This window comes from Spirosoma flavus (assembly GCF_054778555.1).
The window spans coordinates 702,404-722,520 of record NZ_BAAGZL010000003.1; the positions used below are offsets into that span (position 1 = coordinate 702,404).

A 20,117-nucleotide genomic window follows, 5' to 3' on the forward strand; every position below is an offset into this window, starting at 1 on the left:
GGATTCTGGATTATGCGTTTTGCTTATAAACCCGGCAATCGTATTCTGATCCAAGCGCCCGAAGGCAGTTGGCACATAAACAACCCTGAAATAACGAGCTTACGTACTGACGCTGGTCTTCTGTCAGCCGAACGACCTGGCACTGGCATAGGCCGATCGTATCGGCCCGACAAGCGAACGAACCACCGCAGCGAGGGCAATTCGTAGGTTCATGTTCAGGCTTTAAGTTCATTTCACGGGCATCTCCTGTTCAAAAGCAATATAACTAACGAGCTCTTTCTGGCGGTTAAAAACGGGTTTGATTACAACGTGACACCAGTAAACCGATTGATCTTTACGATAATTGAGTAGTCGCTCCCGCACCGATTTTTGCTGCGTCACCGCCTGCCGAATCCGTAAACGCGACTTTAAACTAGTCAGCGCCCCCTGCAATACAGTTGGCCGATGACCAATGATTTCCTGCCTCAGGTAGCCCGTCATTTCCTCGAATCGGGTGTTAACGTATTGGATGTTCTGGTCGCTATCAGTGATAACGATGGCCCAGATATCTTTTTCCAGTTCATCACGTACCGATTTTGATAGGCTCCAATCCTGGGTTTTTGCCAGCGTCATCAGTTCTGCTTTATCTGCAGATAAACCTGGTTTCTGCCAGAACTCCCAACCCGCCAGCAATGGAGTCACAACAGAAAGTGGTTTCTGTTTAGCGAGTTGTTTGTCATATGGGCCACAAAAATTCATAATTGTAAAGCTACATTCCTCCTGCCTGGTTAGCTGAAGGCTTAGTCATCAATCTATACAGATTCAATAACTAATCTGCGAGCGTTTTGGGCAGCGTATTACACATTTTTTTTAATGTAGTTGCTACTGAGCCCATGTCGAAAGCTCAACCCTGTTTCGCTAAAGTCAATTCGATAATTTAAAACTGCTGATTTCCATCCCGACCAAATTCGCCGGATTCATCCCACGTCTTTTTTAATGGGTTGAGTAGGATGATGTAGCGCGGTTTGCCGGGCTTACGGGTAGCTTCGCCTTTCCAGTTACCGGCCAGGCAGGCCAGTTTCCGCAGCTGTTTTTTGCACTCAGCCGAAAGATCGGGGGCTGGGCGTAGCCGAACGTAGCGACTACGCTCAGCAGGCAGGCGATAAGGATGATTTTCATGTACTGATCGATTCTTATTAAGGAGGAGTGATTTACGCAGTCAAAATTAAAGACTTTATTTTACCCTTTACCAGTTTAATTCTGGATAATTCTCTGAAAATCACACCGTCCAGTAAGTTATTCGCTTTTTGACTACCTGTTGCATTCGTCCAATCTCTACATTTGAAGCATGCGTTTGGTCGTCTATGTTTTTTCGGTCTGGCTCTTGCTCCTGTCAGGGTTACCCTGTCCGGATGCGGAATGCCACATACACGAAAACCGAGCGGCCACTACGTCTTCGTCGCGCCCTGCCGACGACCACGACCATGACCACAAAGCGCCTTGCAGCCCTTTCTGCCACTGTGCTACGTGCCTGGGCTTTTCAACGCCACAACCGTTTCGGTACTACATTCCTGTAGAACTGCCCGAATCGATGCCCGTGCGGCAGGCTTTTTTGTACCTCTCCCCTACCCATGCCGACGTAACGTCCGGTATCTGGCAGCCGCCCAAGCTTCGGGCCTGAACCATTTCCGTGTTTACAGGTGACAATCACTGCGTTTCATCAAAACGTATGCTTTTCGCGTGTACACGGCATCTATTCATCACTCACTTGTTCAGGTTCGATTATGCTCGATCGCATCATCCGGTTTTCCATTCAGAATAAATTGCTGATTGGGTTGTTTACGCTGGCGCTGCTGGTGTGGGGCGGTTATTCGCTCACCCGCCTACCCATCGACGCTCTGCCCGACATCACCAACAATCAGGTACAGATTATTACCCAGAGCCCCTCATTGTCAGCTTCCGACGTAGAGCGGCTTATTAGTTTTCCCATCGAACAAACCATGGCTACCTTGGCTGACTTAGTCGAGGTACGTTCCATTTCGCGCTTCGGTCTATCCGTCGTAACAATTGTTTTCGATGACGATGTTAATGTGTATTTCGCGCGGCAACAGGTGTTTGAACGGCTTCAGCAGGCCCGTTCGCAGATACCCGCCAACGCTGGCACGCCCGAACTGGCACCCGTCACAACGGGGCTTGGCGAAATCTACCAATACGTTATCCAGGCGAAACCTGGCTACGAAAAACAGTATTCGCCGATGGAGCTGCGTTCCATTCAGGACTGGATTGTCCGGCGGCAATTGCTGGGCACCAAAGGTGTGGCCGACGTCAGTAGTTTTGGTGGTTTTCTGAAACAGTATGAAGTCGCCGTTGACCCGCAGCGGCTCCGGGCGTCGGGTGTAACGATGGATGAACTCTACGCAGCGCTCGAAGCCAACAATCAAAACACTGGCGGTTCCTACATCGACCGGCGACCAAATGCTTATTTCATTCGTTCGGAAGGGCTTATCAGCACGCTTTCCGACATCAAAAAAATTGTAGTTCACCGAACAAAAAACGGCATTCCCGTGCTCGTCCGCGACGTAGCGCAGGTGCAGCTTGGTCATGCCGCTCGCTACGGAGCCATGTCGCGGGCCGGAGCGTCACAAAAAGCGGATGGCGAAGTAGTTGGCGCTATTGTGATGATGCTCAAGGGGGCCAATTCGTCGGAGGTGATTGCCAACGTAAAGGCACGAATGGAGCAGATCAGAAAATCGCTGCCCGAAGGCGTTGAAATCCATGCCTTTCTGGACCGAACCGACCTCGTTAACCGCGCCATTGGCACCGTCGAACGAAACCTGATTGAAGGAGCACTGATTGTCATTTTCGTGCTTGTCCTGCTGCTGGGCAACTGGCGGGCGGGGCTGGTTGTGGCAACGGTGATTCCGTTATCGATGCTGTTTGCCGTAGCGATGATGAATTTATTTGGTGTGTCGGGCAACCTGATGAGCCTCGGCGCCATCGACTTTGGCTTGATTGTCGACGGAGCGGTGATTATTGTAGAAGCGACACTGCACCACCTAGATCAAAGAGCGAAAGCGCGAAAGAGTGAAAGTGCGAAAGATGGTGAGGCAGACTTCGATCTGAAAACACACTCTTTCGCTCTTTCGCCCTTTCGCGCTTTAAAGCCCGCTTTAACCCAGTCCGAAATGGACAACGAAGTCTACGAATCGGCCAGTCGTATTCGCTCGTCGGCTGCGTTTGGCGAAATCATTATTCTGATCGTGTATCTACCGCTCCTGGCGCTGGTGGGTATCGAAGGCAAGATGTTTCGGCCGATGGCGCAAACGGTAGCCTTTGCCATTTTGGGAGCTTTTATTTTGTCGATCACCTACGTACCAATGGCGTCGGCGCTGTTTCTGAGCAAGAAACCTCGTCGTGAAGGCACGCGAAACGTATCGGAACGTATCATGGCGTTTTTCCACCACATCTACGACCCGTCTATTCGTTGGGCGCTGGCTCACAAACGAGTTGTCGTGGCTACGTCGGTTGTCTTGTTTGTCGGGTCTGTTTTCGTATTCTCGCAGTTGGGGGGCGAATTCATTCCGCAACTGGATGAAGGTGATTTTGCCGTTGAAACGCGCGTGATGACGGGTTCGTCACTCTCTCAATCGGTCGACGCATCGCTTCGGGCGGGTCGTATGCTTAAGGATAATTTTCCGGAAGTCGTTGAAGTCGTTGGCAAAACCGGTGCGAGCGAAATCCCGACCGACCCCATGCCACTCGAAGCTTCTGATATGATGGTGATTCTGAAAGATCGTTCCGAGTGGACGTCCGCTACTGATCGCGAAGAACTTGCGGATAAAATGCAGGCCAAGTTAAACCAGATACCCGGCGTTAGTTTCGGATTTCAACAACCAATTCAGATGCGTTTCAGTGAATTAATTTCTGGTGTGAAGCAGGACGTAGCGATCAAGCTGTTCGGCGAAGATTTAAATCTGCTGGGTGAGTACGCTAACCGAATCGGACGTATCGCGGCTACCGTGGCCGGTGCGCAGGATTTGTACGTCGAGAAAGTATCGGGACTACCGCAGATTGTAGTTCGGTTCAACCGCGACGCGCTGGCCCATTTCGGTCTGTCCATTGAAGAGGCTAACCGTTACCTTCAGGCCGCTTTTGCCGGTACGTCGGCGGGATTGGTATACGAGGGAGAACGTCGCTACGGCCTGGTGATACGTCTCCAGGAACAAAGTCGCCAGCGGCTGGAAGACGTTCAGAATCTGCTTATAACAACGGTTGAGGGCCAAGCAATTCCGCTAAGTCAACTGGCCGACGTTACGTTCCAGAACAGCGTCAACCAGATTCAGCGCGAAGACGCCAAACGACGTATCATTGTGGCCTTCAACGTCCGTGGGCGCGATGTAGAAAGCGTCGTAAACGAACTCCGGGAAAAACTCGACAGCCAGCTCAAATTACCATCGGGGTACTACGTTACGTATGGCGGGCAGTTTCAGAATCTGGAAGAAGCCAAAGGCCGGCTCAGTATTGCCGTTCCTGTGGCGCTGGGCCTGATTTTTTTACTGTTATTTTTTACGTTCAACTCCATCCGCCAAACCCTGCTGATTTTCACGGCCATTCCGCTCTCGGCCATCGGCGGGGTGCTGGCACTCTGGCTGCGGGGGATGCCGTTTAGCATCTCGGCGGGCGTTGGCTTTATCGCTCTGTTTGGCGTATCGGTATTGAATGGCATCGTACTCATCGGCGAGTTTAACCATCTGAAAGCCAGCACAAACCTTTCGCTACGTGACCGCATCCTTGAGGGAACAGCTACTCGCTTACGCCCTGTTCTGATGACCGCCTTGGTAGCGTCGCTGGGCTTTTTACCGATGGCATTGGCGCAAACGGCAGGTGCCGAAGTGCAGCGTCCACTAGCGACGGTGGTAATTGGTGGACTGCTGTCTGCTACGTTGCTGACTTTGCTGGTGCTACCGTGCCTGTATTGGTGGTGGGAAAAACAAGCCGACCGGCGAGATCGAAACCTAACCCAAACGGCTGCTCCGGTTGCCAGTAATCTAACGTTTTGGTTGTTGCTACTGGGTGGCCTGGCGGGTTCGCAGGCAATGGCGCAGGGGCCCCAGCTGGCCAAAACCTTATCGCTGGATGCGGCTTTGCAGCAGGCTACAACCAGCAACGTAGCAATACGTATCAATAACCTCGCCATCGCCCAGCAACAAACCGGCCGACGTGCCGCCCGCGACATTGGCGCAACAAATTTTTCGTGGATGGGTGGTCAATACAACAGCGTCAACTTCGACAACAACTTCACCCTGTCACAGAACCTACCTAACCCAAAGCTTGTCAAGCAGTTGGGTCGGCTGGCCGATGCGAACGTAGCAGGCAGTGAAATACAGGCGAAGGTTACCCAGAATAACCTTCGCGCTCAGGTTAAAGCGGCTTATTACGACTTGATTTACCTGGCCGAACGGCGTCGGTTGTTACGTTCTCAGGATAGCTTGTTGGTCGCGTTTAAAAATGCGACAGATCTTCGGCTAAAGACGGGCGAAGGCACTGCCGTTGAAGTCGCTACAGCGGCCAATCAGTTGGGCGAAGTCCGGAATTTGCAGGCGCAAACCGAAGCCGATCAGGCCATTGTGATCAGCCGGCTGCAAACGTTGCTGAATACAAATCAACCGATTCGACTGGCTGATACTACGTTAGTGCGTCGAAATCTGCCAGCCCTGACCGATTCCGCTACGTTGGCCCAAACCCCCGAACTGGCATTACTACGTCAGCAAACCGACGTAGCGGTCCGGCAAACGGCAGTGGAGCAGGCACGCTTGCTACCAGCTTTCTCGCTGGGATACTTCAACCAGTCGCTGATTGGTACGTATCTCGTTGGCCAGCAGGAAGTTTATTACGGAGGAGGCAAGCGGTTTCAGGGCGTAACAGCCGGTGTTTCCATTCCCCTGTTTACCCGACCGCAGAAGGCCCGCGTCGAAGCAGCCCGGATTGGCGAACAGTTGAGTCAGGCTACTGTGGATCTCACGCAGCGAAATCTACAGGGCGACCTCAGCGCGTTGATTCAGGAGATTCGCAAATTGCAAAGCAGCCTGACCTATTACGAGCAAACGGGACTGCCCACGGCGCAACTTCTAGCCGAAAAAGCAAACATCGCGTTTCGGTCGGGCGATTTGGGCTATCTCCAGCTTTCGCAGGCACTTACTCAGACGTATCAGACGCGCGCCAATTACGTCGACGTCTTAGGTCAGTACAACCAATCAGTCATTCGCCTGGAACAATTACTGGGCTTACCATAACGAGTGATGAACGATGCGTTCTTTCTCGCTTGTCGTTCATCGCTCATCACTCACTTGACAATGAAATCAATTGTTTTTTTAGTCAGCCTGTTTTGGCTAACTACGGCCTGCAACCCATCGACAGAAAGCGACGGCGGTGCTGAAAAAGGCCACGCAGAGCACGAACACGCAGAAGGTCCATCCGACGTAGTAGAGCTTACCGACGACCAGCTACGGATCGGTGGCGTTGAGTTGGGTAAGATCGAAAACCGAAACATGGGTCAGCAGTTGGCCGTTCACGGTCGGTTAGCGGTGCCCGCGCAGAGCCAGATGGCCATTACGGCGTTGCAAGGTGGTTTCGTTCGAAAATTGCCGTTGCTGCCCGGTCAGCCGGTTCGAAAAGGGCAGGTGTTGGCCACCATCGAAAACCCGGAACTGGTGCAATGGCAGCAGGACTACGCTGAAAATCACAGTCGTCTGGCCTATCTGGATGCTGAGTATGCCCGCCAGAAAGAACTGAGCGAACAGAACGTCGGTGCGTTAAAAGTATTCCAGCAAACCTCTGCCGAACGTAATGCTACCCGCGCCCGACTGGCTGGCCTCACTCAGCGCCTGAAACTGGTTGGTTTGTCTCCGCAATCTGCGCTGAATGGTACGTTCACGGCCAACTACGTCGTTGTGGCACCCGCATCGGGCGTCGTGACCAACGTAGCAGTGAATGCGGGTCAATACGTTCAGCCGAGCGATGTGATTGTTCATCTCACCAGCAATCAGGGACTTTATGCCGAGTTAACAGTTTTTGAAAAAGACCTGCCTCTGATTCGCGAAAGCCAGCGCGTCAGCATCCGGCTGAGCAATGAAGGGGGTAAGGAACGTAGCGGACGTATCGCGTTCATCAACCGCGCCATCGACAATGACCGCTCGGTGAAAGTCGTCGCCAAACTCGATCAGGTTGATGCTCGACTCACGCCCAATACGTTCCTGGACGCGCGTCTGGATGTGGGAGCAACCAGCGTAAAGGCTCTTCCTGAAGACGCCATTGTATCGGCTGAAGGAAAAGATTATATTTTCATAAAAACCGATGAAGTGCCTGAGCATCACGAGCATGAACACGAAGCAGGTGAAAAGCACGAAGCAGAAAAATCGGAAGAACACGGCACCGTGTTCAAGCAGATTCCGGTACGTCGAGGTGTTACGGAAGGCGGCTATTCGCAAGTGACCTTGCCCGGACGTATCGATTGGACAAAAGCGCAGGTTGTTTTGAAAGGTGCATACGAAATTTTATCACAACTCAAAGCCGCTGGCGGTGAGGAAGAAGGGCACGCACATTAAAAGGCTCCGACAGGCTCCGGCCGCTTCGGCGGTCCGATGTCGGTTGTAGCTACTCTTTTAGTCGCTAACGCGACTCCGACATCGGACCGCCGAAGCGGCCGGAGCCTATCGAAGCCTATAACGTAATGGAAAAACTACAGATAGATTTACCCGTATTGCTGCCCGATTTGCCGGATGAAAAGGATCATTGCGTCCGGCGGTTGATTGACTTGCTAGAAGAGCGGGCGGGAATCGATAAAGTGCACATTCGGGATGAGAATGAACGTACTACGTCGGACCATACGTCTCAGCTTTGCATTCATTACGACCCACAGGTGATTTCCCTCAATCGGGTGCAGACGCTGGCGCGGCAGGCCGGTGCCGAAATTACGCACCGATATGGACACTACGTTGGTTACCTGAACGGCATCCGCCACGCTCGTCATGCGCGGATTGTGACGGAACAGATTCGTGATTGGCAGGGTGTGCTGGAAGCATCGGTTTCGGCGTCGGGCGCGGTCCATCTGGAATTTGACCAGCAGAAAACCAGCCTCGCTACGTTGCTGAAACACCTGAAAGAAAACGGTACGTCCGCCCAAACGTCGGAAGGGAACGTAGCGCATCCACATTCGTCGCACGAGCACCACGACCATGAACACAATCACGAAGGGCATACGCACGAGCACGGTGAAAAGCATGATCACACGGGGCATTCGCATTCGGCAGGCGGTGGACATGACCACGAACATGGCGGCATTTTCGGCCCCAATACCGAACTTATTTTTGCCATTCTGTGCGCCATTTGTCTGGGTATTGGGTACGGGCTTTCTTACGTAGCGGGGTTACCAAACTGGGTTAGCCTAGCACTTTATGGACTGGCTTACTTTTTCGGCGGATTTTTTACGGCTAAAGAAGCCATCGAAACCATTCGTCGCGGCCAGTTTGAAATTGATTTTCTGATGCTGGTCGCTGCGGCAGGTGCGGGTTTTCTGGGCGAATGGGCCGAAGGAGCACTACTGCTAGCCTTATTCAGTATTGGTCACGCGCTCGAACATTACGCGATGGGCCGCGCCCGAAAATCCATTGCCGCCCTGGCTGATCTGAGCGCCAAAACGGCCACGGTACGTCGAAATGGACAAACGGAGGAAATCGACGTAGCGGATTTGCAGATTGGCGACGTTATCATCGTAAAACCCAACAGTAAAATTGCCGCCGATGGCGTTGTGGTGAAAGGCAGCGGTCCTGTCAATCAGGCTCCCATCACAGGCGAAAGCGTACCTGTTGACAAAATTTCGCTGGCTGATTCAGATGCAGACGCGGCTACAGCAAAAGCCGAAAATCGGGTATTTGCGGGTACCATCAACAGCACCAGCGTTCTCGAAATTCGGGTAACAAAAGCCGCCAGCGATTCGACACTGGCCCGGCTGATCAAACTGGTCAACGAAGCGGAGTCGCAACAATCACCGACCCAACAATTTACCGACCGTTTTGAGAAGTGGTTTGTACCCGCCGTACTGATTCTGGTTGTTACGTTGTGTTTCGCTTTTCTGGTGATCGACGAACCGTTTTCGGCTAGTTTTTATCGGGCGATGGCTGTTCTGGTAGCCGCCAGCCCCTGTGCGCTGGCCATTTCTACCCCATCGGCGGTGCTGAGTGGTGTGGCTCGAGCCGCCCGCGACGGTGTTCTGGTCAAGGGTGGGCGGCCATTGGAGGATTTGGGGGAACTGACTGCTGTTGCTTTTGACAAAACCGGTACGTTAACGCAGGGAAAACCAAAGCTTAATCAGATCGTAGTTCTCGACGGAACGGAAGAGCAACTTCTCAGCGTAGCCGTTGCCGTTGAAAAACTAAGCGACCATCCGCTGGCAAACGCCATCGTTCAGGGAGCAACCGAAAAGCTTGAGAAAAAGACTGTTCCCGATGCCAAGAATTTAAAAGCGTTGACAGGCCGGGGGGTACAGGCGGAGGTGAACGAAAAGCCTGTTTTCATCGGTAACAAAGCCTTGTTTGAGGAACAGAAAACGCTTACTGATGCGGTACGTAGCCAAGCCGACGAACTGGAAGCGAGCGGCCACACAGCCATGATTGTGCGCCAGAGTGATACATTCCTGGGCATTTTAGGCGTCATGGATACGCCACGTCCCGAAGCAGAATCAACGCTTGAAGCGCTAAGAGGATTGGGTATCCGGCGGATGATTATGCTCACCGGCGATAACCAGCGCGTGGCCGACGGGATTGCCAAACAAGTGGGTCTGACCGACGCATTTGGTGATTTACTACCCGAAGCCAAAGTGCAGTCGGTGCAAAAGTTACGGCAGCAGGAAGGCAAAGTAGCGATGGTGGGCGATGGCGTGAACGATGCGCCAGCGATGGCGAAAAGTACGGTCGGTATCGCGATGGGAGCCGCCGGTTCCGACGTAGCACTGGAAACCGCCGACATTGCGCTGATGGGCGATAAATTGGAAAAGCTACCGTTTGCCATTGGTCTCAGCCGTGCCGCCCGACGTATCATCCGCCAGAATTTGTTTATCAGCCTCGGTATGGTGCTGATTTTGATCCCACTGACCATTTTCGGCATAGCCCGTATCGGACCGGCTGTAATCGCTCACGAAGGCTCTACGTTGGTGGTCGTTTTCAACGCATTACGTTTGCTGGCGTTTCGCGGAAAATCAACGAATTGATACGTTCATCTGACTAATCTTTTGTCATCCGTCCACGGATCAACTCAAAATCTTCCTTGCCAATTTCAAAAAAGCCAAAGCGGAACGTATAGCCCCAGGCTTTCTTGTTTTGTATGAATGCAAGGTCATCGATTAACGGCTGAATGGGCATTTCCTGGCAATCATAAAACGATACGTTCCGGCGAAAAGGCACGAACGTATCGCTCATGGTATGCTGGTAAATTTGAGCATCGTTAACCTGACCGATTGCGGTGAACGCCTGTAGTTTTTCATCACCTTCCAACTCTCGTTTTGGCGAATAGAAAATCACCCAATCGCCGGGCTTCAGACGTTTTAGAGGAGCTTCTTTACCGTGGTTGGCCTGCATAAATCCGCCCGTAACACCGCGCATTACGTGATCTTTTGAGGCCACGACAATCCAGTATTGTTGTGAGTTACTCATTCGTCGCTCAGCCACAGTTGTTTGTCCTGCTGTGGTATTAATATAACATTTGTTTTCGGGAGAGAGTCTAATTTTATGCGTAACGTGCTGTAGATTTCCGTCGGAATCAACAAGTGCTACGTTCTAAACCAACAAGCGTGAACATCATGAGAAAACTAAAATTGCAGGTACAGATTTCATTGGACGGATTTATTGGAGGGCCGAATGGCGAAATGGATTGGCTGACGTTCAATTGGGGCGAAGACGTAATGCGCTACGTCGGCAGTATTACCGAACCTGTCGATACCATTCTGTTAGGCAGAAAATTAGCTCAAGGATTTATTCCGACCTGGCAATCGCGGCTTGAAGACACGACAACAGCCGATCCCGGCGCTGAAAAGATGGTCAATACGCCCAAAATCGTTTTCTCGAAGACGCTGGAAAACATCGAGGGTACGAATGCAACGGTGAGCAACGGCAGTCTGGTCGAAGAAGTCAATGCGCTGAAGAGTCAGGACGGGGGCGATATCATTGCGTATGGTGGGGCCGAATTCGTTTCGTCGCTCATCAAAAACAATCTGATTGATGATTATTACCTCTTTGTCAACCCCGTAGCGCTTGGAAAAGGATTATCAATTTTTGGAGACAGCTATAACAAACTGAACCTGAAGCTGGTCGAAGCGAAGGCGTTTGACTGTGGCATTACGTTGCTGCATTACCAGTCGATTTGAGAAAGAGACGGTGATTTTCTTAGATTAACATGTTGCGTTTTTTGTCATCCTGTTGTAGGAAGGATGACAAAAAACGACTACTTCGAATTCTGATTAAGGCCGACTTATAAATTCATTCCGCCAGTCAGTTCGATACGTTGTCCGTTTACCCATTTTGCTTCGTCGGTACACAAAAACGCGACGACACCGCCGATATCATCAGGTAATGCAACGCGACCCAGCGCCGTATTCTGAGCTACAAAAGCGCGCATTTCGGGCGTATCAGGCATGGTTCCTCCCCCAAAAACAGCACCCGGCGCTACTACGTTAGCCGCAATGCCCCGCGACCCCAGTTCAAGTGCCAGATAACGGGTAAAAACTTCTATCGCCCCTTTCATCATGCCATAAGCCGAAACGCCCACATACGAAGTTCGCGTTACCGCCGACGAAATATTGATAATACGTCCACCATCGTTTAGGAATGGCAACACCTTCTGCGTCAGGAAATAAACCCCTTTCAGGTGAATGTTCAGCATCTCGTCAAACTGCGCTTCGGTGATTTCCGCAATTGGCGCGTTGAGGCTCGTACCGGCGTTATTTATCAGAAAATCGAAACGGTCTGTGCCAAAGGTTTGCGACAGCGTTTTTGTTACGTTCTCCGAAAAAGCCTCGAAGCTGGTGAGTTCGGCCGTGTTCAGTTGAAGCGCTGCGGCTTTCTGCCCCATGGCTTCAATTTCGGCGACAGTGGCCTCAGCTTCCTGTTGCTGGCTGTGATACGTTACTACAACATCAATTCCTTTTTGGGCAAGACTCAGTGCTATATTCTTACCAATTCCCCGGCTTCCGCCGGTCACTAAAGCTATTTTAGCCATTTCCGTCTGTGTTAATTAACTGTATAAAGACGGTGCAAAGGTCAGTTAATCAACCAGTTTGGCTGTTGTAGAAGTCAATCCGTTTTTTGTAGCAATCAAACCAACGCCCGATTTCGGAATGCGCCGGGTGCCAACGCCGTTTGCTGTTTGAAGGATTTGGAAAAATGGGCTACGTCGGTGAAGCCCAGACTATCCGCAATTTCGGCCAGCGTCCAGTTGGGTTGCCCGAGTAACACTTTAGCTTCCTGCACAATCCGATTGCCGATCAGTTCAGTGGTGGTGCGGCCGGTGGTTTCTTTCAGTACTTTATTGAGGTGGTTAACGTGTACGGCCAATTGGTCGGCATATTCTTTTGCCGTACGTAAATTCAACTGCTGATCTGGTTTCTCGATGGGAAACTGTCGTTCCAGCAATTCAACGAATAACGACGATACCCGCGCCGATGCTCCGTGTGCCGGTTGCAGGGCCGGGGCCGGTTGCAGTTTCTGACCGAAATGAATCAGTTCCAATACGTAGGTACGTAGCAAATCGTACTTGTACACATAGTCGGAAGCCAGTTCTTCCTGCATATTTTTAAATATGGACTGGACTCGGACTACCTCATTGTCAGATAGTTGAAAAACCGGATAGCCGCCTGCCCTGAAGATCGGCAAGTCATCCAGCACGACTCCGCTTTTAAGGGGCTGTAGAAACTCGGCCGTAAAGGCGCAAAACGTCCCAGCCTGATTGACATCCTGCGGTAACCAGTGATAGGGTATTTTCGGGCTGGAAAAAATAAGCGCGTTTGGCTCAATATCAATGACTTTATCGGCATACTCAGCCCGGCTACGTGATTGCATCAGGCTTATCTTGTAGTTTACCCGACAGGGGTAGGCGGTTAACGGCTTCACGCCAACAATTTTCCGAATACCATCTGTATTATACAGATCAAACTGCCTGATTTCCTGAGCCGTGTCTTTTGGTAATACTATAGGAAAGGCAGAATCTGTATCATCTAAACCCAGAAGCCGACAATCGTTCAGCAAGCTACCGTGCATAACTATATTTTGTTTCGATCATTGAAAGCCCGTTCGGCTTTGTCGAAACAACAAGGTTGTTATACGTTTAGTGTCAAAACAGATGTCTGGACAACAACATCCGCTAATAGGAGTTAGAGAGGCATGGCAGAGCAGCAGAAAAATCGGCAGTGGCAGACTATTGATATACCCGCCAGTGAATTCAATCGCCGACTGAATCAACTTATTGAAAGTCAGGAAACAACGAGTGCACTTTTTTCCCGATTAGCCCTGATTCATCAGGTAGCGAAAAGCTACGCGTTTGAAGCAGTTAATAATGCAGCTGGTTCGGCTTCACAGCTTGAGATCGAGGAAATTACCGACCCGCCTTTGTATGGCTATATGCCTGATGACGAGCCGGTTATTGTTCAGTTTAGTTATTGTTATCCCTAAAGTCATCATGCTTAAAAAGCCGTGTCATCGTAAACTGACAGCGGCTTTTTAAGCATGATGACTTTAGTTTGATCAGGGCTGGCCTTTACCACCGGATGAGCCATATACCTGACCCGTCGCGAAACTGCCATCGCTGGCGGCTAGCTGTACGTAAATAGATGCCAATTCGACGGGCTGTCCTGGGCGACCTAGTGCAGTATCGCCACCAAACGTTTTGAGTTTTTCCGCCGTAGCGCCACCGCTCGGCTGTAGAGGTGTCCAGATGGGACCCGGCGCTACACCGTTTACCCGAATGCCTTTGGGGCCGAGCTGTTTAGCCAGAGATTTTACGTAGTTCATCGTTGCGGCTTTCGTCTGCGCGTAATCGTAGAGATTAGGCGAAGGATCGTAGGCCTGTTCCGACGTAGTACCAATGATGACTGAGCCGGGTTGCATATGTGGCAGAGCAGCTTTGATTATCCAGAACGGCGCATAGATGTTCGTTTTCATCGTTGCGTCGAAATCTTCCGAAGTCAAATCCAGAATGGATTCGCGTTGCTGCTGCCGCCCTGCGTTATTGACCAAAATATCCAGACCACCCAGCCCTTTCACGGCTTCATCAACCAACCGCTTGCAGAAAGCTTCGTCCCGAAGATCGCCGGGAATAGCAATCGCTTTTCGGCCTTCTTTCTTAATCAGGTCAATAACTTCTTTAGCATCAGGCTCTTCGGCTGGTAAATAATTAATCGCTACGTCGGCTCCTTCGCGGGCGTAGGCAATAGCTGCCGCCCGGCCCATTCCCGAATCGCCACCGGTAATCAGCGCCTTCCGTCCCTGCAAACGGCCCGATCCCTTATAGCTGGTTTCACCGTGGTCGGGTCGTGGGTTCATTTTGCTCGCCAACCCGGGGAACGGTTGCATGGGCGTATTGAAGGGTGGTTTAGGGTATTTTGTCGTCGGATCGACAAGTGGTGCTGCGGGTGCAGACGTCGTATTTTCCGGGCTCGAAGCGGCAAACCCCGTGGTTGCCATCATAGAAGCGGCTAAACCGCTGCCAATCCCGCCAATAACCTGGCGTCGGCTCAGTTGATCGTCGTTTATCATTTTGCTTATTAACGTTGAGTATGGTTAACCGTTAAATTCTACAGTATTTCTGTAGACTATAGACGCTAACTACTAGTAGAACATCAAGGTTATACTTTTCTATATTCGGGCAATATTTAGTAGGATAAAGGTGCTTTTAACAAAAGAGGGTATCTGAAAATTGGCTTCATTTTATTATCGACAACCACTTTCCAGCAATTCGAACGTCTGCTTATCGCAATCGATCCGAGCGCTGCAACCGTAAGGCAACGTAAACGTCGGGGCCGTATGCCCAAAGTCCATACCGCTGATGATCGGCAACTGATCCAGCCCTTGCTCATCCCGAACGACCTGTAGCAGCGCCTGATCGTATTCATCAACGTAGCGATTATGGTACGGCCGCCCCAACATTATTCCGTTCAGCTTGCTCAAAATGCCCATTCCCGCGTAGTTGCGAAGAATCCAGGATAATTGTTGCGGACGTATCAGGGGCTCCGAATTCAGGTCAAATTCTGCCGTTTCCAGAAACAAAATAGCCCCGTCCCAGGCCGATAGTGCAGGCCAGTAATCCGTTCCTTTGAGCATTTCCAGCACCTCAACGCAACCACCGAGCAAATGGCCTTCTGCCCTACCCTGCCCCTGCAAAAAACGCCAGCCGGTTGACGCCGTAAGCGGACGCACGAGTTGCTGGTTTGCGGGATCTGCCCAGTCGAGAAAAGTCGACGTCCAGCCACCCTTGTTTGGCTCAATAATTCCAACGGGTTCAGAGGAAAACAAAGTCCGACGCAAATCGGCAACCTGATAATCATGCATTCCACCGTTTTCCGCAAAGCCGACCAGCAGCGACGTACCATAAAACGAAGTTAAACCAGCCCGATAGCAGGCCAGATGCGTTACGGTTGTGTCTGAAAAACCCAGGAAAATTTTAGGATTATTACGTATAACCGATACGTCGAGAAACGGTAACGTTCGGATACTATCGTCGCCACCGATAATCGAGATGATTCCATTAATCTGCGGGTCAGCAAACGCTTCCATTAAATCGTCGGCGCGGGCTTGCGGATTATGATACAGCCAGTCAGCAGAACGTAGCGCGTTGCGTGTTTCCACAACCCGAAGCCCAAACGTCTGCTCCAACTGCGCTTTTCCGGCCGCGTAGCGATGCGGGAACGTAGCAGCCCCTCCCCACGAAAGCGATATGGCCGCCACGGTATCTCCGGGCTGAAGCGGTTCAGGTTTATGGAGTTGTTTATTCATTATTACGTTCCCGATGAAGTACTTGAATTACGCTAAAACAATAGCCTTTATCCGACTGTTAATATTCCTTACTTATCTCTTCAGATACAATACGTTCCCTCATTTTTAACGAAAACCCTTTCACGCTCAACACCTTTACGATGGACGAACACGAATCACCTGAACTGACGGAGGACGAAAAACGGTTGTTCGCCGATCTGATGCCCGAAGACCTGACCGAAATTCTCGATACAGGCATTCACCGACGTCATTTTCTCAAACTATTAAGTCTCGCGGGTGGGGGAATTCTGGCAGCCCAATCGGCGGTGGCCGAGCAATTGCTGACCCGGCCATTGGCTGAAACAGCTCCGGCGGAACTCGCTCCGGCCAGTCTGGAAAATGCAGTGAACGTAGCGTTTAAAGTGAACGGTACGTCTCGGAAACTCGCCGTCGATTCGCGGATGACGCTGCTTGATACGTTGCGCGAACGGCTCGACCTAACCGGCTCCAAAAAAGGCTGCGACCATGGTCAGTGCGGGGCTTGTACGGTGATTGTCAATGGCCATCGGGTTTTGTCGTGCCTGACATTGGCTGCGAGTTGCGAAGGAAAAACCGTACAAACGATTGAAGGGCTGGCGCAGGGGAATCAACTTCATCCTGTGCAGGAAGCGTTCCTGAAACACGACGGTTTTCAGTGCGGTTTCTGCACGCCCGGCCAGATTTGTTCAGCAGTGGCGGTACTCGATGAGGCCCGGAAAGGACATGTCAGTTACGTTACCGAAAACGTCCGTCAGCCAGCCGGACCGATGAAGCTTTCCGATGAAGAAATTCGGGAGCGGATGTCGGGAAATATCTGTCGTTGTGGGGCATATCCAAACATAGTGGCAGCTATTCAGGAGGTTCATAGCGGCAAGCCCATCGAACAGGTTTTCCGGTCAGTTTAACCCTTTCTCAAACGTATCAATGCGACCTTTCACCTATACCCGGGCCAAAGACGCTACGTCAGCCATCAAATTACTGACTGAAAATCCGAACGCCAAATTCCTTGCGGGCGGCACCAACCTCCTCGACCTGATGAAGGAAGACGTAGAACGCCCGAACGCGCTGATTGATATTTCAGAATTGGGCTTGTCTGATATTAAAACCGTTACGTCCGGAACCAACAAAGGCGGCCTTTCTATTGGCGGGCTCGGCAAAAACACCGATGCCGCGAACCATCCGCTGGTACGTCAAAATTACCCTTTATTAACGCAGGCCATTTTGGCGGGCGCTTCGGGCCAACTACGTAACATGGCCACCAACGGCGGAAACCTGTTGCAACGGACCCGCTGTCCGTACTTTTACGAAGTGTCGATGCCCTGCAACAAGCGTCAATCGGGCAGCGGCTGCGGAGCGAAGGAAGGTATTAACCGGATGCACGCCATTTTTGGCTGGTCGGAGCAATGCGTGGCGGTTTATCCGTCTGATATGGCCGTTGCGCTGGCGGCTCTGGACGCCGTGGTGAAGGTACGTAACACGAACGGACAGGAACGTAACATTCCGATTGCTGATTTTCATCGGCTCCCCGGCGATCAACCCGAAAAAGACACAAACCTGCAACACGGCGAACTCATTACGTCCATCGAACTGCCTCAGAACCGTTTTGCTGATAAATCGTATTACCTGAAAGTCCGCGACCGGGCTTCGTATGCGTTTGCGCTGGTGTCGGTAGCAGCCGCGCTGGACATGGATGGAAACAAAATCAGGCAGGCACGTATCGCCATGGGTGGCGTAGCGCACAAACCCTGGCGCGCCCTGAAAGCGGAGCAAATGCTGGTGGGTAAAGAAGCAACTGAAGCCAACTTCAAGCTTGCCGCCAATGCCGAAATGGCCGATGCCAAACCACTGGAACATAATAAGTTTAAAGTTGAATTGGGCAATCGAAGCATCGTTCTGGCCTTGCAGATGGCGATGAATGGCGGTAAGGCGTAACGTAACAAATCCCATGAAAGACACGAACAAAACAATTGGCACACCGATCAGCCGCATCGACGGCATTGCTAAGGTGACGGGCAAAGCGGCTTATTCGATGGATCATCCGGTGAAGAATCCGGCGTACGCCATTCTGTTTAAGAGTACAGTTGCCGCCGGAACGATTCGCGACATCGACAGTGCTGCTGCTGAGAAAGCGCCCGGTGTGCTGGCTGTTATTACGTATAAGAACACCATGAAACTCAATGTAAAGGGTGGCCTGCGGGGAGGTTCGTTGCTACAAAGCCCTGAAATTGAGTTCTTTGGACAGAATATCGGCATTGTCGTAGCCGAAACGTTTGAAGAGGCCCGTTACGCATCGCGGCTTATCAACGTAACATACGATAAAAAGGAACCTAAAGTCGATTTTGATAAAGTTGCCGATCAAGCCCGACTGCCGAAGGATAAAGACAAGGCCGACGCCAAGCGGGGCGATGTGCAGACTGCACTCAGTCAGGCTACGATTAAAGTGGAGGAAGTGTACGAAACGCCTATCGAACACCATAATCCACTGGAGCCGCACGCAGCTATTGCTGAATGGAACGGCGACAACGTAACGCTTTACAGCAGTGCCCAGATTGTAAACGGTGCGCAAAGCTCTGCGGCTAACACGTTGAATCTGACGCCTGAACAGGTGCGTATCGTTTCCCCCTACATCGGTGGCGGGTTTGGCTCGAAAGGTGGGCAGTGGGCGAATCTAGCACTGGCAGCCGTAGCGGCCAAACACGTGAACCGACCAGTCAAACTGGCGCTGACTCGTCAGCAGATGTTCAATTCTGTAGGCTTGCGGCAGCATAACCGTCAGAAAGTAAGCCTGGCCGCTACGTCGGATGGTAAACTGACGGCGCTGGCGCACGAAACCACAACACACTGCGCCATCAATGACGAATTCGTTGAACCCTGTGGCGACTGCTCGAAAATCATGTACGACACGCCCAACTCGCTCATTACGTACCGGGTGGTGCCTATGAATCTAATTGTGCCAACCTATACGCGCGGCCCCGGCAAATCGACCGGCAGTTTTGCGCTCGAATCGGCAATGGACGAGCTGGCGTACAAGCTAAAAATGGACCCAATTGAGTTTCGTATTAAAAACGAACCCGAAAAAGATCCGTCCAACGGCAAACCCTGGTCGTCGCGAACAACGGTTCAATGCCTTCGGGAAGGCGCCAAAGCTTTCGGTTGGGAGAAGCGCAAACTCGAACCTCGTCAAAATGAGCGGGGTAATTACTGGATTGGCTACGGCGTTTCGGCTGGTACGTATCCGGCTCACCAGCGCCCTACGTCGGCATCTGTAAAGCTGAAACGTAACGGCGAGGACGTAACGGCCACCATCGAGCTGGCCGCTGCGGATTTAGGCACTGGTACGTATACGATACTCGCCCAGACAGCCGCCGACGCGCTAGGGCTGCCCATTCGAAACGTAAAAGTGAATATTGGCGACTCAAATCTACCTCCCGCGGCTGGTGCGGTGGGGTCGGTAGGCGCTGCCAGTTACGCCAATGCCGTGAACGACGCTTGTCAGAAAATTACGGCAGAACTGGTCACCAAGTCGGGCAAGCAGTTTTTCGCTCCTCCGACAGCCGCGCAAATGATGCGTTCCGAAAAAATAACGGATTACCAGACGCGGGTTGATAGCAAACCGCCCGAAAGCGCTGAAGAATATTCGGCGCATAGTTTCAACGCTAATTTTGCGGAAGTCGCCGTGAACAAATCGACGGGCATGATACGTGTCAATCGGTTTCTGGCAGTGACTGGTGCGGGGCAGATTCTGAATCCTAAAACCGCCCGTTCGCAGATTATTGGCGGCAACGTCTGGGGCATCGGCATGGCGTTAACCGAAGAATCAATCGTTGATCCGCGCTGGGGCAATTTTGTCACCCGTTCCCTTGGTGATTATCACGTACCGGCCAACTTAGACATTGGTAGTCTGGATGCGATTTTTATTAACGAGAAAGACGAGCACGTCAATACATTGGGCGTCAAAGGTATCGGTGAAGTGGGCATAGTAGGCGTAGCCGCTGCGGTGGTCAACGCCGTTTTCAACGCTACCGGAAAACGGGTTCGGGACTTGCCTATTACACCAGACAAGGTGTTGTAAGATAAAATATAACT

Annotated in this window: 17 protein-coding genes; 9 read left to right on the forward strand and 8 right to left on the reverse strand. The window is 51.6% G+C overall.

Annotated elements, in window-relative coordinates; translation table 11 throughout:
• Positions 1–10 precede the first annotated feature (10 nt).
• The 3 genes from ACYVF1_RS19350 to ACYVF1_RS19360 all read right to left on the reverse strand — a co-directional run bounded on the left by ACYVF1_RS19350 (position 11) and on the right by ACYVF1_RS19360 (position 1,158).
• On the reverse strand, positions 11–232 hold the full coding sequence (locus ACYVF1_RS19350) for a cysteine-rich CWC family protein (RefSeq protein ID WP_461081844.1): 222 nt from the start codon (positions 230–232) through the stop codon (positions 11–13).
• Positions 229–681: a PAS domain-containing protein gene (locus ACYVF1_RS19355; protein ID WP_461081846.1), complete on the reverse strand. Its 453-nt coding sequence runs from the start codon at positions 679–681 to the stop codon at positions 229–231. The genes ACYVF1_RS19350 and ACYVF1_RS19355 overlap by 4 nt, the downstream gene beginning before the upstream one ends.
• A 291-nt stretch (positions 682–972) precedes the next feature.
• The gene (locus tag ACYVF1_RS19360; protein ID WP_461081848.1) at positions 973–1,158 is read right to left on the reverse strand and encodes a hypothetical protein; all 186 of its coding nucleotides are present in this window, start codon (positions 1,156–1,158) and stop codon (positions 973–975) included.
• 169 nt (positions 1,159–1,327) lie between these two features.
• On the opposite strand from ACYVF1_RS19360, the gene ACYVF1_RS19365 reads away from it, so the two are divergent.
• From ACYVF1_RS19365 to ACYVF1_RS19380, 4 genes are all read left to right on the forward strand, one after another.
• Positions 1,328–1,660, forward strand: a complete 333-nt coding sequence (locus ACYVF1_RS19365) for a DUF6660 family protein (protein ID WP_461081850.1) — start codon at positions 1,328–1,330, stop codon at positions 1,658–1,660.
• A 103-nt stretch (positions 1,661–1,763) separates the two neighbouring features.
• Positions 1,764–6,272 carry a CusA/CzcA family heavy metal efflux RND transporter gene (locus tag ACYVF1_RS19370; RefSeq protein ID WP_461081852.1) on the forward strand — a complete coding sequence of 1,503 codons (4,509 nt, stop codon included), beginning with the start codon at positions 1,764–1,766 and terminating at the stop codon, positions 6,270–6,272.
• A 60-nt stretch (positions 6,273–6,332) separates the two neighbouring features.
• Complete coding sequence (locus ACYVF1_RS19375) at positions 6,333–7,583, forward strand: efflux RND transporter periplasmic adaptor subunit (protein ID WP_461081854.1); 1,251 nt, start codon at positions 6,333–6,335, stop codon at positions 7,581–7,583.
• A 125-nt stretch (positions 7,584–7,708) separates the two neighbouring features.
• Entirely contained in the window at positions 7,709–10,243 is a 2,535-nt protein-coding gene (locus ACYVF1_RS19380; RefSeq protein ID WP_461081856.1) for a heavy metal translocating P-type ATPase, read from the forward strand.
• 13 nt (positions 10,244–10,256) lie between these two features.
• On the opposite strand, the gene ACYVF1_RS19385 is transcribed toward ACYVF1_RS19380, so the two are convergent.
• Complete coding sequence (locus tag ACYVF1_RS19385; protein ID WP_461081858.1) at positions 10,257–10,685, reverse strand: EVE domain-containing protein; 429 nt, start codon at positions 10,683–10,685, stop codon at positions 10,257–10,259.
• Positions 10,686–10,831: 146 nt separating this feature from the next.
• On the opposite strand from ACYVF1_RS19385, the gene ACYVF1_RS19390 reads away from it, so the two are divergent.
• On the forward strand, positions 10,832–11,395 hold the full coding sequence (locus tag ACYVF1_RS19390) for a dihydrofolate reductase family protein (protein WP_461081860.1): 564 nt from the start codon (positions 10,832–10,834) through the stop codon (positions 11,393–11,395).
• 104 nt (positions 11,396–11,499) lie between these two features.
• Here ACYVF1_RS19390 and ACYVF1_RS19395 read toward each other — a convergent pair whose 3' ends face one another.
• On the reverse strand, positions 11,500–12,246 hold the full coding sequence (locus tag ACYVF1_RS19395) for an SDR family NAD(P)-dependent oxidoreductase (RefSeq protein WP_461081862.1): 747 nt from the start codon (positions 12,244–12,246) through the stop codon (positions 11,500–11,502).
• A 95-nt stretch (positions 12,247–12,341) separates the two neighbouring features.
• Positions 12,342–13,283, reverse strand: a complete 942-nt coding sequence (locus ACYVF1_RS19400; protein ID WP_461081864.1) for a helix-turn-helix domain-containing protein — start codon at positions 13,281–13,283, stop codon at positions 12,342–12,344.
• 123 nt (positions 13,284–13,406) lie between these two features.
• On the opposite strand from ACYVF1_RS19400, the gene ACYVF1_RS19405 reads away from it, so the two are divergent.
• Positions 13,407–13,694 (forward strand): hypothetical protein, encoded by a 288-nt coding sequence (locus ACYVF1_RS19405; protein ID WP_461081866.1) that lies wholly within the window; start codon positions 13,407–13,409, stop codon positions 13,692–13,694.
• 72 nt (positions 13,695–13,766) lie between these two features.
• On the opposite strand, the gene ACYVF1_RS19410 is transcribed toward ACYVF1_RS19405, so the two are convergent.
• Entirely contained in the window at positions 13,767–14,777 is a 1,011-nt protein-coding gene (locus ACYVF1_RS19410) for an SDR family oxidoreductase (protein WP_461081868.1), read from the reverse strand.
• Positions 14,778–14,951: 174 nt separating this feature from the next.
• Positions 14,952–16,013, reverse strand: a complete 1,062-nt coding sequence (locus tag ACYVF1_RS19415) for a S66 family peptidase (protein WP_461081870.1) — start codon at positions 16,011–16,013, stop codon at positions 14,952–14,954.
• Between the two features lie 140 nt (positions 16,014–16,153).
• Between ACYVF1_RS19415 and ACYVF1_RS19420 the strand changes: the two genes are divergently transcribed.
• The 3 genes from ACYVF1_RS19420 to ACYVF1_RS19430 are packed head-to-tail and all read left to right on the forward strand — an operon-like array spanning position 16,154 to position 20,103.
• Positions 16,154–16,936 (forward strand): 2Fe-2S iron-sulfur cluster-binding protein, encoded by a 783-nt coding sequence (locus ACYVF1_RS19420; RefSeq protein ID WP_461081872.1) that lies wholly within the window; start codon positions 16,154–16,156, stop codon positions 16,934–16,936.
• 19 nt (positions 16,937–16,955) lie between these two features.
• Positions 16,956–17,963 (forward strand): FAD binding domain-containing protein, encoded by a 1,008-nt coding sequence (locus ACYVF1_RS19425; RefSeq protein WP_461081874.1) that lies wholly within the window; start codon positions 16,956–16,958, stop codon positions 17,961–17,963.
• Between the two features lie 13 nt (positions 17,964–17,976).
• The gene (locus ACYVF1_RS19430) at positions 17,977–20,103 is read left to right on the forward strand and encodes a xanthine dehydrogenase family protein molybdopterin-binding subunit (RefSeq protein ID WP_461081876.1); all 2,127 of its coding nucleotides are present in this window, start codon (positions 17,977–17,979) and stop codon (positions 20,101–20,103) included.
• Positions 20,104–20,117 lie beyond the last annotated feature (14 nt).

Coding starts and splice junctions, on each gene's coding strand:
- ACYVF1_RS19430 (WP_461081876.1), top strand. CDS start 17,977: ATGAAAGACACGAACAAAACAATTGGCACACCGATCAGCCGCATCGAC.
- ACYVF1_RS19390 (WP_461081860.1), top strand. CDS start 10,832: ATGAGAAAACTAAAATTGCAGGTACAGATTTCATTGGACGGATTTATT.
- ACYVF1_RS19425 (WP_461081874.1), top strand. CDS start 16,956: ATGCGACCTTTCACCTATACCCGGGCCAAAGACGCTACGTCAGCCATC.
- ACYVF1_RS19415 (WP_461081870.1), bottom strand. CDS start 16,013: ATGAATAAACAACTCCATAAACCTGAACCGCTTCAGCCCGGAGATACC.
- ACYVF1_RS19360 (WP_461081848.1), bottom strand. CDS start 1,158: ATGAAAATCATCCTTATCGCCTGCCTGCTGAGCGTAGTCGCTACGTTC.
- ACYVF1_RS19405 (WP_461081866.1), top strand. CDS start 13,407: ATGGCAGAGCAGCAGAAAAATCGGCAGTGGCAGACTATTGATATACCC.
- ACYVF1_RS19400 (WP_461081864.1), bottom strand. CDS start 13,283: ATGCACGGTAGCTTGCTGAACGATTGTCGGCTTCTGGGTTTAGATGAT.
- ACYVF1_RS19380 (WP_461081856.1), top strand. CDS start 7,709: ATGGAAAAACTACAGATAGATTTACCCGTATTGCTGCCCGATTTGCCG.
- ACYVF1_RS19350 (WP_461081844.1), bottom strand. CDS start 232: ATGAACTTAAAGCCTGAACATGAACCTACGAATTGCCCTCGCTGCGGT.
- ACYVF1_RS19420 (WP_461081872.1), top strand. CDS start 16,154: ATGGACGAACACGAATCACCTGAACTGACGGAGGACGAAAAACGGTTG.
- ACYVF1_RS19385 (WP_461081858.1), bottom strand. CDS start 10,685: ATGAGTAACTCACAACAATACTGGATTGTCGTGGCCTCAAAAGATCAC.
- ACYVF1_RS19370 (WP_461081852.1), top strand. CDS start 1,764: ATGCTCGATCGCATCATCCGGTTTTCCATTCAGAATAAATTGCTGATT.
- ACYVF1_RS19410 (WP_461081868.1), bottom strand. CDS start 14,777: ATGATAAACGACGATCAACTGAGCCGACGCCAGGTTATTGGCGGGATT.
- ACYVF1_RS19375 (WP_461081854.1), top strand. CDS start 6,333: ATGAAATCAATTGTTTTTTTAGTCAGCCTGTTTTGGCTAACTACGGCC.
- ACYVF1_RS19395 (WP_461081862.1), bottom strand. CDS start 12,246: ATGGCTAAAATAGCTTTAGTGACCGGCGGAAGCCGGGGAATTGGTAAG.
- ACYVF1_RS19365 (WP_461081850.1), top strand. CDS start 1,328: ATGCGTTTGGTCGTCTATGTTTTTTCGGTCTGGCTCTTGCTCCTGTCA.